This window comes from Streptomyces sp. NPDC002817 (assembly GCF_053592055.1).
Genome location: NZ_JBSFUY010000006.1, coordinates 217,616 through 230,019, shown reverse-complemented (window position 1 = coordinate 230,019; position 12,404 = coordinate 217,616). Strand labels below are relative to the sequence as shown.

Below are 12,404 nucleotides of genomic sequence, written 5' to 3'. Positions count from 1 at the left end.
TTGTGACGGCTCAGGCCAGGGAGAGAAAGAGCTTCTCCAGTCGGGCACGCATCTGCGCGGAGTCCCGCACCTCGGGGTCCTCGCTGGTCATGCACTGCTCGAGGCCGGTCGCGATGATCGCGAAGCCGGCCCGGTCCAGGGCCTTGGAGACCGCCGCGAGCTGGGTGACGACGTCCTCGCAGTCCCGGCCCTCCTCGATCATCCGGATGACTCCCGCGAGCTGCCCCTGAGCCCGGCGCAGCCGGTTGAGCGCGGACTTCAGCTCCTCGGCGGACATGTCGAGCTGCACGTTTCCTCCTCCTATATACCCCCGTGGGTATCCTACCGTGCGGGGCAACACCTCATCGAAGGGTTCTGTTCCATGACCACCGCCATCACCGTGGCCCCCACCCGTCTGGGCGAGTTCACCGTCGTCGACGTGCGCACGCCCGGCGAGTACGCCGGCGGGCATGTCCCCGGCGCCCACAACATCCCGCTGGACCGGCTCGACGAGGCCGCGAGCGCCCTGCGGACGGCCGCCGCGTGCGGGCCGCTGCTGGTCGTCTGCGCCTCCGGTGCCCGGTCCGCGAAGGGCTGCGACCGACTGGCGGCGCTCGGCGTCGAGGCTGTCTCCCTGGACGGGGGCACCGGCGCCTGGGCGGCGGCCGGCCACCCGGTCGAGCGTTCGGCGGGCGCCCGCACGCCCTGGCCCATGGACCGTCAGGTCCGGCTCACCGCAGGTTCCCTGGTCCTCGCCGGCTTCGTCGCGGGTCTGGCCCGGCCGCCCGCCCACTGGCTGTCCGGGCTGATCGGCGGCGGGCTGTTCTTCTCCGCCGTGACCAACACCTGTGGCATGGCGGCCCTGCTGGGCAGGCTGCCGTACAACCGGCGGGCCGTGGGCGCGGTGCCCTTCCAGGAGACGTTGGCGCGCCTGGCCGTGTGAGCCGCTCTGCGTGCGGGATGGGCGGTGGTCGCGTACGACTGGGAGGAACGCGTCACCGCCCACCCCAGGGAGAGCCATGACCGACCCCGCTCCCCAGGCCCGTGCCTCCGCGCTGCTCGGCCGCCCCAAGCTGTGGGTGGTGCCCAGCCTCCTGAGCGGACTGCTCGCCCTACTGCTGTCCCTGCTGTACATGGGCGGCATCGTCAATCCGCAGGGCGACCTCAAGGACCTGCCGATCGCGCTCGTCAACGCCGACACCGGCAAGCCGCCGGCCGGGCAGGAGCAGAACCTGGGGACGCAGATCGCCGCGGCGATCATGTCGGACACCTCGAGCGACAAGGCCGACTGGCGGCAACTCACCCGGACCCAGGCCCAGGACGAGCTGGACTCGGGCAAGGTCTACGGCGCCCTCGTCATCCCCGCCGACTTCACCGCCTCCGTCGGCGCGCTCACCGGCACCGGCGCCACCGCGCGGCCGACGCTCACGGTGCTCACCAACCCCGGCAAGGGCAGCCTCGGCTCCTCCCTCGCCAGCCAGATCAGCACGCAGACGGCACACCAGGCCTCGCAGACCATCGGCAAGGAGCTCACCCGGTCGACCCCGCGGGCCGACGCCACACGGAAGCTGCTGCTCGCCGACCCCGTGGCCGTCGCCACCGAGGTGGGCCACCCCGTCGGCACCCACAGCGGGCTGGGGCTGACCGCCTTCTACTACACGCTGCTGCTCGTCCTGGCCGGCTTCATGGGCGGCAACATCGTCAGCAACGGCGTCGACACCGCACTCGGCTACGCCGACAACGAGATCGGCCCCTGGCACACCCGGCTGCCCACCGTGCCGATCAACCGCACCCAGACGCTGCTGCTGAAGATGGCGATGACCGCGGGCATCACCGTGCTCACCGTCTCCCTGGTGATGCTCGCCTGCGTCGCGGTCCTGGGCATGGACGCGACCCATCTCCCGCTGCTGTGGATCTACTCGTACTGCGCGTCGCTCGCGGTCGGCCTGGGGGTGCAGGCGATCAACGCCGCGTTCGGCGGCATCGGACAGCTCGTGTCGATGTTCGTGTTCATCGTCCTGGGCCTGCCGTCCTCGGGCGCCACGGTCCCGCTCCAGGCGGTGCCGGCCTTCTACCGCTTCCTGTCCCACTTCGAGCCCATGCGCCAGCTCGGCGACGGCGTCCGCGCGATCCTCTACTTCGACGCACGCGGCGACGCGGGCCTCACCCGCGCCTGGACGATGACCGCGATCGGCGCCGCCCTCGGAATCCTGTTCGGCTTCGCGATGACCGCCTACTACGACCGCAAGGGCCACAAACGCCTGACGCCACAGCCCGCCTGAGACGGACCGCGGCGCCAGAGGCGGGTCACACGGTCACGCCGTACCGAGCGCGGTGCGCAGGGTGGTGGTGGCCTGGTTGATCGCGGCGTGGGCGGCGTGGGTTTCGCGCAGGGCGTTGAGCATGACGAAGTCGTGGATGATGCCCTGGTAGCGGACGGCGGTGACGGGGACGCCGGCTTCGCGGAGTTTGTTGGCGTAGGCCTCGCCCTCGTCGCGCAGGACGTCGGCCTCGCCGGTGATGATGAGGGCCGGGGGCAGGCCGGTGAGCTGGTCGGTGGTGGCGCGCAGCGGGGAGGCGGTGATCTGGGCGCGTTCGGCTGCGTCGGTCGTGTACTGGTTCCAGAACCACTGCATGGCGTCGCGGCGCAGGAAGTAGCCCTGCGCGAACTGGTGGTAGGAGGCGGTGTCGAAGGCGGCGTCGGTGACCGGGTAGAAGAGCACCTGCTGGACCAGGGGGACGTCGCCGCGCTGCTTGGCCATCAGGGTGAGGGCGGCGGTCATGTTGCCGCCGACGGAGTCGCCCGCGACGGCGATCCGGGTGGCGTCCAGGTCCTTCGTCGCGCCTTCCTGCACGATCCACTGGGCGACGGTGTAGTTCTGTTCGATCGCGACCGGGTAGCGGGCCTCGGGCGAGAGGTCGTACTCGGGGAAGACGACCGCGGCGTTGGCGCCGGCGGCGAGTTCGCGTACCAGGCGGTCGTGGGTGTGGGCGTTGCCGAAGACCCAGCCGGCGCCGTGGATGTAGAGGATCACGGGGAGGGTGCCCCGGGTGCCTGCCGGGCGGACGATCCGGGCGCGGACGCTGCCGGTGGGCCCGCCGGGCACGGTGATCCACTCCTCGTCGATCGCGGGCTTGGCGATGTCCCCGGACTGCACCTCGTCGACCGTCTTACGGCCCTCGACCGGGCCGAGATCGAAGAGGTACGGCGGGTTCGCGGTCGCCTCGACGAAGGCCTGGGCGGCGGGCTCGAGGACAGGGCGGGTGCCGGTCTGGTCGGACATGGCGATCTCCTCGGAAGGGGTGGCCGCGGGCGCTCCGTCGACGCTGTTCGCCAGGAGCGGCGGCACATCCATGACTGTAGCGCTCGATTTAGTCGTGCACAACTTAATCGAGTGCGACTATCTATTTCGCGACTGTTTATGGCTCGATAGAATCGAGAGGACTCAATCGAAGGAGCCAGGCCATGAGCACTGCCGAACCGAAGCACGACGGTTCCCTGCTCCTCGACGACCAGCTGTGCTTCGCCCTCTACGCCGCCTCCCGCGCGGTCACCGCCCGCTACCGGCCCCTGCTGGACGCGCTGCAGCTGACCTACCCGCAGTACCTGGTCATGCTCGTGCTGTGGGAGCAGGACTCGATCTCGGTACGCGATCTGGGCACCGCGCTCCAGCTGGAGTCCAGCACCCTCTCCCCGCTGCTGAAGCGCCTGGAGGCGAACGGCCTGCTGCGCCGTGAACGCCGCCCGGAGGACGAGCGCTCGGTCTCCCTCACCCTCACCGACGCGGGAGCCGAACTGCGCGACCGGGCGCAGACGGTTCCGGTGGCCATCGGGGACGCCATGGGACTGACCCCCGAGCAGGACGCCACGGCCAAGCAGCTGCTCCGCCTGCTCACCGCCAACGTCGGCGAGGTCTGACGCTCAGCCCTCGACCAGCCGCGCGAGATGGGCCGGCGCCATCCGCGTGCCCTCCTCGTTCTGGTCCGCCGGCACGGCGTCGGGAATCCCTTCGTGCAGGACGACGACCTCGGTCCCGCCCGCCACGTCGGTGAGCGTGGTCGTCATCGTCGTCGTGCCGCGCAGGGCGGGGTCCCCGGTCTCGAACTCGAACTCCTCGACCACCCGCTCGTCCGGCACGAGCTTCAGGAACCGGCCGTGGTACGTGTCGGTGTGCGAGCCGGGCTTGCCGGTGCCGGTCGGCAGGTCGTAGGTGAGCGAGATACGGAACGCGCCGCCCTCCCGGGCGTCGAAGGCGTGCACCTCGCTGCTCATCCCCTCGGGCACCCGCCACCTGGCGAGCGCGTCGGCGTCCACGGGCATCCGGTGGACGGCCGCACGCGGGTCGAGTGCATGGCCCCACCCTGTTCCGGGGTGCAACGTTCTCGCAACGTGGCGCGTGCTGCGCTGGGGCACATGTATGAGGAGACCCCGCGCGTCGAGCTCACCCCCGCGGCCGCCGACCTGCTGCGCCGGCTGTACGAGGCGCACGGCCCGCTGATGTTCCATCAGTCCGGAGGCTGCTGCGACGGCAGCGCCCCCATGTGCTACCCGGCGGGCGAGTTCCGCACCGGCGGCTCGGACGTGCTGCTCGCGGAGCTGGAGGTCGAGGGCGTCGGGGAGGCGGTGACGTTCTGGATGTCGCGCAGCCAGTTCGAGGTGTGGAGCCACACCCGGTTGATCGTCGACGTCGTCGAGGGGCGGGGCAGCGGCTTCTCGCTCGAAGCACCCGAAGGAGTGCGTTTCCTGATCCGTTCCCGTCTTCTCGGCTCCTAGACAGACTGCCGTCTGGTGCACTTCCTCTGAGTCCTGGGACAGTTGACGAGACCTCAGGGGGGACTGTGACGCTTCGTCAGAACAGGTTCCGAGCAGGCAGAGCGGTACTGACGTTTCTCACGGTATGCGGTGCGCTGGCCGGTGCGGTCCTGACGGGGGCGGCACCGGCCGACGCCGCGCAGGCCGCCGTCCGGATCGCGGCGGGCGTCACGTACCGGCAGTACGACATCCAGGCCGCCAAGGGCCCCACGCGCGTTCATGTGCTCACCGTCGACCTGCGCGACCCGCACGTCCGGCTCGACCTGCTGCATCCGGGAGCGGTCGCCGCGCGGGCGCCCGTCTCGCAACTGGCGGACACCCAGGGCGCGGTCGCGGGCGTCAACGGCGACTTCTTCAACATCACCGAGACCCAGCACCCGGGCGTCGAGGCGACCGGCGCGAGCGTGGGCCCGGCGATCGCGAGCGGCCGCACGCTCAAGGCGGCGGTGCCCGACGGCCAGCGTTTCGGCCCCGCGATGCCACCGGGCACGTCCACGAGGAACGTGCTCGGCATGGGGGTCGACCGACGGGCCCGGCTCGACAGTCTGTCCCTGGCCGGATCCGTCCGCACGCCCTGGGCGCGGCTGCCGCTGGGCGGGCTCAATCAGTACGCGCTGCCCGTGAACTCCGTCGGCGCGTTCACCAGCGCCTGGGGCAGCGCCTCCCGGGTACGCGCCACCTGCGGCACGGACACCGACCGGGCCGCCCCGTGCAGCACGGACACCCACGAGGTGACGGTCCGTCGAGGCCGGGTCGTGGCGGCCGCCGACACCCCGGGCGCCGGCCCCGTCGCCGCGGGCGCCACCGTGCTCGTCGGCCGGGAGGAGGGCGCGCGGCAGTTACGGAAGCTCTCCGTCGGCGAGCGCGTCCGCATCCGGCACGGCCTGGTCCCCTCCGCGACCCGGGTCCCGTACCGCTTCGCCATCGGCGGCTACCCGGTCCTCGACGACGGACAGCCGCTGCCCGGCCTGGACGGCACCACCGCTGCCGTGCGCACCGCCGTGGGGATCGCGGACGGCGGCCGGCGGGTGTTGCTGCTCGCGGTGGACGGCGCGGTCGCGTACCGCACGGGTCTGACCGTCGCCGAAGTGGCGGGCACCATGAAGGGGTTGGGCTCGGTCGACGCCTTCAGCCTGGACGGCGGCGGATCGTCGACGCTGGTCTCCCGCGATCCCGGGGCGAGTGCCGTGTCGGTGCGCAACCACCCCACCGGCGGCGCCGAACGCCCGGTACCGAACGGCATCGGGGTCTTCTCGACCGGATGAACCTCAGGGCCGGAGGCTGCTGACGATGTCCGCCGTCGCCGTGAGGCCGCTGTGGATGGTCGGGGCGATGCTCGTACTGGCCATGTAGAAGCCGAGCAGTGCGCACACCAGTGCGTGCGAGACCTTCAGCCCGCCGTTGCGCAGGAAGATCACCGCCAGGATCAGCAGCAACATCACCACAGAGATGGAAATCGCCATCGTCGGCCTCCTCCGCCACGCCAGTACGCCCGGTTCACGGCGTTCGGCCGCAAGTGTGGCGTAGCGGAGGGTTCGTCCGGGCGGCTGACCTGTCCGCCGAACGTGTGGTGTCTACGCCGACCGGTGGGCGTCCAGGAAGGCTTCGAGGCCGGCGAGGTCGTCGGTGTTGAGGTAGTCGACGCCGGCGGCGAGCAGCTCGCCCCACAGCGCGTCACGCGCGGGACCCGGCAGGTCCGGCGTGGCCCAGAAGCGCACCTTCTGCCCGCGCGCATGGGCGGCCCGGACGATGCCGCGCAGCTTCTGCCGCTCGACGTCGGGGAAGGCCCCCACGCCCTGCCAGGTGAAGTTGAGTGTCCAGTTGTCGCTGATCAGCGAGATGAGGGAGGCGGGCGCCGAGCTGCCGAGGTCGGCGAGGCGGCCGTCGTAGAAGGCCCGTCGTACGGTCTGCGCCTCCATGGGCGCACGGGCGGCGCGGTCGCCGGAGATGACGGCGGTGACCGGGCCGGGGAGGACACGGCCGTGGGCGTACGTGGTGAACAGGTGCTTGTGGCGCCGCAGATGCCGGTCGAGTTCGAGGTACGTCGAGGAGCCCTCGGTCTTGATGTCGATGAGCAGCTGGAGGGGCTTGCGGTGGCCCCGGTACACCGAGCCGTGGTTGGCCCTCACGCGGGCGGCCAGCGGGTCGAGGTACAGGGACTCCAGGGTGCGGGCCGGGTCGAGGTCGTCCGCGGTGTGGCCGATGAGGAGCTGGTCGCCGACGAGGAAGATGTCGGCCTCGACGCTGCCGAAGCGGTGGTCGAGGGCGTCGAGGAGGGGGCGGGGGTGCTCGTAGTCGTTGTGGGCGTGGGCCCGCCACAACGGCCGCGGGCGGTGCTTGTGTTCACCCGCGAACGCGTCGGTGGCGGGCAGGGCGACGGCGCCCGCGAGGGCGGCGCCGAGGGTGGTGAGGGCTCTGCGACGGGTGGTGAGGGCCATGCCTGCCTCCCTTTGAGGGCGGTACGGGACACCGGCGAGTATGGGGTCGTCGGTGCCTCAAAGGGCATGCTCGTGACAGGAGTTGGCCGGACTGCCGCTGTCCGTTCATCACCCCCGCTCGGGGCACACGAAAAAGCCCGCCCCAGGTGGGGCGGGCTTTCCCTGGTGAACGTCAGGGGGCCTGGAGGTCCACGAGTTCGGCCAGTGCGGCACGGTGGGCGCCCGCGGTGCCGTAGGCGATGGAGTCGGCCTTCGCCCGCTTGAGGTACAGGTGGATGGGGTGCTCCCACGTCATACCGATGCCGGCGTGCAGCTGCAGGGCCTCCTCGGCAGCGTGCACGGCGACGGAGGCCGCGTAGGCCTGAGCGACGGCGACCGCCACATCGGCGTCCTCACCGCTGGCCAGCGCGTCGGCCGCGTTGCGTGCCGCGGCCCGCAGGTTGACGACCTCCAGCCACAGCTGGGCGAGCCGGTGCTTGAGCGCCTGGAACCCGCCGACCGACCGGTTGAACTGCTTGCGCTCCTTCAGGTAGCGCACGGTCTCGGTCAACGTCCAGTCGGCGATGCCGAGTTGCTCGGAGGCGAGCAGGCCGGCACCGGACCGCAACGCCCGCCGTACGGCGGGCTCGGCGTCGCCCAGGAGACGGCCAGGGGCACCGTCCAGAGTGACGGTCGCGAGCGGCCGGGTCAGGTCCAGGGACACCTGCGGGGTGACGGTCGCGCTGGACGCGTCCACCGCGTACAGCCCGCCGTCGTCCGCCGGAATCAGCAGCACATCGGCGGCCGCGGCGTCCGCGATCCCGGTCAACTCCCCGTGCAGGGAGCCGCCTTCATGGCGTACGACCTTGTAGGCGCCGCCCGCGGCGACGTGCAGCGAGACGGCGAGGGTGCCGATCTTCCGCCCCGACGCCAGCTCGGCAAGCAGGTCCTCGGTGCCGCAGGCCAGCAGCGCCTCGGTCGCGACGACGGCACTGGTGAGGTACGGCACGGGGGCGACCGCACGCCCCAACTCCTCCAGCACGACGGCGACTTCGCGGTGCGTGGCACCCTGGCCGCCCTGCGCCTCCGGCACCAGGAGTCCGGCGAGGCCCATGCCGTCCGCGAGGGCCTTCCAGGCCGCCAGGTCGTGCGGGGCGTCGGACTCGGTGCGGGCGATGACGCCGGGGGCGTCGCAGTGGTCGGCGAGCAGGTCCCGTACGGCGGACCGCAGCGCGTCTTCCTCCTCCGAGTACAGCAGGTCGGGCGCCTTTTTCATCGGGACAGGTCCTTCCACGCGACGTCCTTGTCGGTGCGCGGTTCCGAGGGCAGGCCCAGGACGCGCTCGGCGACGATGTTCAGCAGGACCTCGCTGGTCCCGCCCTCGATGCTGTTGCCCTTGGAGCGGAGGTAGCGGTAGCCGGCGTCCCGGCCGACGAAGTCCACCAGCTCGGGCCGCCGCATGGTCCAGTCGTCGTACAACAGGCCTTCCTCGCCGCGGAGTTCGACCTCCAGGCCGCTGATCTCCTGGTTGAGGCGCGCGAAGGCGAGCTTCATGCCGGCGCCCTCGGGGCCGGGCTGGCCCAGGGCGAGTTGCTGGCGCAGGCGTTCGCCGGTGAGACGGGCGACCTCGGCCTCGACCCACAGCTTCAGCAGGCGCTGGTGCAGATCGTGGGTGCGCAGTTCGGGGCGCTCGCGCCAGGTCTTGGAGACCGGGCCGATCATGCCGCCCTCGCGGGGCAGCCGCATACCGCCGATGGCGACACGCTCGTTGTTGAGCGTGGTCTGCGCGACCCGCCAGCCGTCGCCGATCTCGCCGAGGCGGCGGGAGTCGGGGATGCGGACGTCGGTGAGGAAGACCTCGTTGAACTCGGCCTCGCCGGTGATCTGGCGCAGCGGTCGCACGTCGACGCCGGGGTCGGTCATGTCGCACAGGAAGTATGTGATGCCCGCGTGCTTGGGCACGTCCGGGTCGGTGCGGGCGATGAGGATGGCCCAGCGGGCGTTGTGCGCGCTGGACGTCCAGACCTTCTGCCCGTTGACGACCCAGTCGTCGCCCTCCCGGACGGCCCGAGTGCCGAGCGCAGCCAGGTCGGAGCCGGCGCCGGGCTCGCTGAAGAGCTGGCACCAGACCTCCTCGCCCGTCCACAGGGGCCGGAGCAATTGCTGCTTCTGCTCCTCGGTGCCGTACTTGAGGATGGTCGGCGCGGCCATGCCGAGGCCGATGCCGTTGCGCCGCGGATCGTTGTCGGGGGCGCCCGCGGCCTCCAGCTCGGCGTCCACGACGGCCTGGAGGGAGCGCGCGGCGCCGAGGCCGCCCAGGCCCTCGGGGTAGTGCACCCACGCCAGGCCGGCGTCGAAGCGGGCCCTCAGGAAGTCGAGGCGGTCCGTGGTGACCGGCGGGTGTGCGGCCACCAACTCCGCTGTGCGGCGCTTGAGTTCGGCTGCGTCGGTCATGCGGCGGCTCCGTTCCGGAGAGACGGGACGACGGCGACCCGGCCCGTCGTGACCCCGTCACCGACCCGCTGGACCGCTGCCGCGGCCTCGGTCAGCGGCACCCGCTCGCTGACCAGCGGCTTGATGGCGCCCCGGGCGGCGAGTTCGGTGAGCTGCTCGTGACAGTGCTGGATCAGCTTCGGGTTCTTGGTGTTGTACAGGCCCCAGTGCAGGCCGAGGATCGCGTAGTTCTTCACCAGCGCGTGGTTGAGGCCCGGGCTGGGGATGGTGCCGCTGGCGAAGCCGACGACCACGATCCGGCCCTCGAAGGCGACGACCTTGGTGGACTGCGTGTAGGCCTCGCCGCCGACCGGGTCGTAGACGACGTCGGCGCCCCGGCCGCCGGTGGCCTCCTTCACGGCGGCGATGACGTTCTCCGCACGCCGGTCGATCACGACGTCGCAGCCCAGCTCCCGCGCCACCGCGGCCTTGTCGGCACCGCCGACGACACCGATCACGGTGGCGCCGGCCGCCTTACCGAGCTGCACGGCCGCGCTGCCGACCCCACCGGCGGCGGCGTGGACGAGCAGCGTCTCACCGGCCTCCAGACGGGCCCGCCGGTGCAGACCGAACCAGCCCGTCTGGTACCCGATGTGCAGCGCGGCGGCCTCCGCGTCGTCCAGCGACTCCGGCGCGGGCAGCAGCCCGGCGGCATCGGCGACGGCGTACTCGGCGAAACCGCCGTACGGCAGCGCGGGGTTGGCGAGCACGCGGCGCCCGTCCTCGGTCTCCCCGCAGACCTCCACGCCCGGCGTGAAGGGCAGCGGCGGCTGCACCTGATAGTGGCCACGGCACATCAGCACATCGGGGAAGTTGATGTTCGCGGCACGCACCTTCAGCAGGACCTGGCCGTCGCCGGGCGTCGGTGTCGCCACCTCCTCGAGGCGCATCACCTCGCCCGGCTCGCCGTTCTCGTGCACTTGCCATGCCTGCATGCGGTGCCTCCACGCGACTGCATCGTCTGACGGGGTCCATCGCATACTAAGCGGTCGCTTGCCCATCAGGGAACAGCCCGCCGCGGAACAGTAGCGGGCATCACGCGGGCGTCACGACCTCCGGGGCTTCGCCCGTACATGCATCCGCTCCCCCTGCGGACCGAAGAGGCTCAGGAACTCCACCGGCCCCTCCCCCGTCGACCCGAACCAGTGCGGCACACGCGTGTCGAACTCGACCACCTCCCCGGCCGCGAGCACCACGTCGTGCTCCCCCAGCACCATCCGCAGCCGGCCGGCCAGCACGTACAGCCACTCGTAGCCCTCATGGGTGCGCGGCTCGGGCTCCTCCCGGCCTTGTGGCACCAGCACCTTGTACGCCTGGAGGCCGCCGGGCTGCCGGGTGAGCGGCCAGTAGGTGCGCCCGTGCCGCACGAGCGGCTTGGACCGGACCCTCGGATCCCCCACCGGGGGTGTCCCGATCAGCTCGTCGAGCGGTACCTGATGGGCCTGCGCGATCGGCAGCAGCAGCTCCAGGCTGGGCTTGCGCAGGCCGGACTCCAGCCGGGACAGGGTGCTCACGGAGATCCCGGTCGACTCGGAGAGCGCCGCGAGTGTCACCTCCCGGTCCTTCCGGATCCGGCGCAGCCGGGGCCCGACCTCCGCGAGAACGTCATCGGTAGTCATGTCATGTATTGCAGAATCAGCAAAGAAGTTTGTCAATACCGCACCCACGGGACGACGGTGTCGGTATGACGGAGACAAGCGGGACCTACGAAGTGATCGTGATCGGCGGCGGCGCGGCGGGCCTGTCCGCGGCTCTCGTCCTGGGCCGCGCCCGGCGCCGCACCCTCGTCATCGACGCGGGCGAGCCGCGCAACGCGCCCGCCGCGCACATGCAGGGCTATCTGACGCGGGACGGCATGCCGCCCACCGAGTTCCTGGCGATCGGCCGGGAGGAGATCGCACGGTACGGCGTCGAGCTCGTGGAGGACCGCGCGGTGGATGTCACCGCGGACTTCACCGTGACGCTGGCGAGCGGCCGCACGGTCCGGGCCCGTCGCCTCGTGATCGCCACCGGCCTCAGGGATGAGCTCCCGCCTGTGCCCGGCGTCGCCGAGCGCTTCGGCCGGGACGTGCTGCACTGTCCGTACTGCCACGGCTGGGAGGTCCGCGACCAGGCCTTCGGCGTGCTCGCGACCACCCCGCTGAGCGTCCACCAGGCGCTGATGGTGTCGCAGTGGTCGAAGGACGTGACGTTCTTCCTGCACGAGGTCGCGGAGACCGACCTGTCGGACGACGACGTGCGCAGGCTCGCGACGGCCGGCGTCAAGGTGGTACCCGGTTCGGTGGCCGAGCTGGTGACCGAGAACGACCGACTGACGGGCGTCCGTCTGACCGACGGCACGGTGCAGGCTCGCGAGGTGCTGTTCGTCGCGCCCCGCGCGGTACCGCAGACCGGGCTGCTGGAGCGGCTCGGAGCCGAGCTCACGGAGACCCCGTTCGGCTCGTACCCGGTGGTCGACCCCACCGGGCTCACCTCCGTGCCGGGCGTCTGGGCGGTAGGCAACGCGATGGGCTTCGGCGAGCAGGTGATCAACGCGGCGGCGGGCGGTTACCGGGCCGGAGCCACGATCAACGGGGAGCTGCTGATGGCGGACCTCGACGCAACGCGCTAGGGGCGCGAGGCTGTGTCGATCAGCGGCTCCGCCGCGGGGCGCGACCAGCCCCAACGCAATCGCAGACAAAACGCAACCCATCCTTCGCCGT

Annotated in this window: 15 protein-coding genes; 6 read left to right on the top strand and 9 right to left on the bottom strand. The window is 71.6% G+C overall.

What is annotated here, in order from left to right; all coding sequences use genetic code 11:
• Window positions 1-10: 10 nt before the first annotated feature.
• Entirely contained in the window at window positions 11-289 is a 279-nt protein-coding gene (locus ACWD3I_RS14575; RefSeq protein ID WP_171141959.1) for a metal-sensitive transcriptional regulator, read from the bottom strand.
• A gap of 72 nt (window positions 290-361) precedes the next feature.
• Here ACWD3I_RS14575 and ACWD3I_RS14570 point away from each other — a divergent pair, with 72 nt between their 5' ends.
• Together ACWD3I_RS14570 and ACWD3I_RS14565 are read left to right on the top strand one after the other, a co-directional pair.
• A complete protein-coding gene (locus ACWD3I_RS14570; RefSeq protein WP_365396508.1) occupies window positions 362-922 on the top strand; it encodes a rhodanese-like domain-containing protein in 561 nt (186 codons plus the stop codon).
• Window positions 923-998: 76 nt separating this feature from the next.
• On the top strand, window positions 999-2,261 hold the full coding sequence (locus ACWD3I_RS14565; protein WP_365396511.1) for a YhgE/Pip domain-containing protein: 1,263 nt from the start codon (window positions 999-1,001) through the stop codon (window positions 2,259-2,261).
• 33 nt (window positions 2,262-2,294) lie between these two features.
• On the opposite strand, the gene ACWD3I_RS14560 is transcribed toward ACWD3I_RS14565, so the two are convergent.
• Window positions 2,295-3,263: an alpha/beta hydrolase gene (locus ACWD3I_RS14560; RefSeq protein WP_365396617.1), complete on the bottom strand. Its 969-nt coding sequence runs from the start codon at window positions 3,261-3,263 to the stop codon at window positions 2,295-2,297.
• Between the two features lie 182 nt (window positions 3,264-3,445).
• Here ACWD3I_RS14560 and ACWD3I_RS14555 point away from each other — a divergent pair, with 182 nt between their 5' ends.
• Window positions 3,446-3,898: a MarR family winged helix-turn-helix transcriptional regulator gene (locus ACWD3I_RS14555; RefSeq protein ID WP_365396513.1), complete on the top strand. Its 453-nt coding sequence runs from the start codon at window positions 3,446-3,448 to the stop codon at window positions 3,896-3,898.
• 3 nt (window positions 3,899-3,901) lie between these two features.
• Here ACWD3I_RS14555 and ACWD3I_RS14550 read toward each other — a convergent pair whose 3' ends face one another.
• Window positions 3,902-4,357 carry an SRPBCC domain-containing protein gene (locus ACWD3I_RS14550; protein ID WP_365396516.1) on the bottom strand — a complete coding sequence of 152 codons (456 nt, stop codon included), beginning with the start codon at window positions 4,355-4,357 and terminating at the stop codon, window positions 3,902-3,904.
• Window positions 4,358-4,393: 36 nt separating this feature from the next.
• On the opposite strand from ACWD3I_RS14550, the gene ACWD3I_RS14545 reads away from it, so the two are divergent.
• A complete protein-coding gene (locus tag ACWD3I_RS14545) occupies window positions 4,394-4,753 on the top strand; it encodes a DUF779 domain-containing protein (protein ID WP_365396519.1) in 360 nt (119 codons plus the stop codon).
• Between the two features lie 65 nt (window positions 4,754-4,818).
• Window positions 4,819-6,057, top strand: a complete 1,239-nt coding sequence (locus ACWD3I_RS14540) for a phosphodiester glycosidase family protein (protein ID WP_365396522.1) — start codon at window positions 4,819-4,821, stop codon at window positions 6,055-6,057.
• 3 nt (window positions 6,058-6,060) lie between these two features.
• Here ACWD3I_RS14540 and ACWD3I_RS14535 read toward each other — a convergent pair whose 3' ends face one another.
• The 6 genes from ACWD3I_RS14535 to ACWD3I_RS14510 form a co-directional block, all read right to left on the bottom strand.
• Window positions 6,061-6,255 (bottom strand): hypothetical protein, encoded by a 195-nt coding sequence (locus tag ACWD3I_RS14535; protein WP_046257273.1) that lies wholly within the window; start codon window positions 6,253-6,255, stop codon window positions 6,061-6,063.
• A 111-nt stretch (window positions 6,256-6,366) separates the two neighbouring features.
• Complete coding sequence (locus ACWD3I_RS14530; RefSeq protein WP_365396525.1) at window positions 6,367-7,230, bottom strand: phosphatidylinositol-specific phospholipase C/glycerophosphodiester phosphodiesterase family protein; 864 nt, start codon at window positions 7,228-7,230, stop codon at window positions 6,367-6,369.
• Between the two features lie 172 nt (window positions 7,231-7,402).
• Window positions 7,403-8,485: an acyl-CoA dehydrogenase family protein gene (locus ACWD3I_RS14525; protein WP_365396528.1), complete on the bottom strand. Its 1,083-nt coding sequence runs from the start codon at window positions 8,483-8,485 to the stop codon at window positions 7,403-7,405.
• On the bottom strand, window positions 8,482-9,663 hold the full coding sequence (locus tag ACWD3I_RS14520; RefSeq protein WP_365396531.1) for an acyl-CoA dehydrogenase family protein: 1,182 nt from the start codon (window positions 9,661-9,663) through the stop codon (window positions 8,482-8,484). The genes ACWD3I_RS14525 and ACWD3I_RS14520 overlap by 4 nt, the downstream gene beginning before the upstream one ends.
• The gene (locus ACWD3I_RS14515) at window positions 9,660-10,637 is read right to left on the bottom strand and encodes an NADPH:quinone oxidoreductase family protein (protein WP_365396534.1); all 978 of its coding nucleotides are present in this window, start codon (window positions 10,635-10,637) and stop codon (window positions 9,660-9,662) included. The genes ACWD3I_RS14520 and ACWD3I_RS14515 overlap by 4 nt, the downstream gene beginning before the upstream one ends.
• Window positions 10,638-10,748: 111 nt before the next feature.
• Window positions 10,749-11,321, bottom strand: a complete 573-nt coding sequence (locus tag ACWD3I_RS14510; RefSeq protein WP_365396537.1) for a helix-turn-helix domain-containing protein — start codon at window positions 11,319-11,321, stop codon at window positions 10,749-10,751.
• A 65-nt stretch (window positions 11,322-11,386) separates the two neighbouring features.
• On the opposite strand from ACWD3I_RS14510, the gene ACWD3I_RS14505 reads away from it, so the two are divergent.
• Window positions 11,387-12,313: an NAD(P)/FAD-dependent oxidoreductase gene (locus ACWD3I_RS14505; protein WP_365396540.1), complete on the top strand. Its 927-nt coding sequence runs from the start codon at window positions 11,387-11,389 to the stop codon at window positions 12,311-12,313.
• Window positions 12,314-12,404 lie beyond the last annotated feature (91 nt).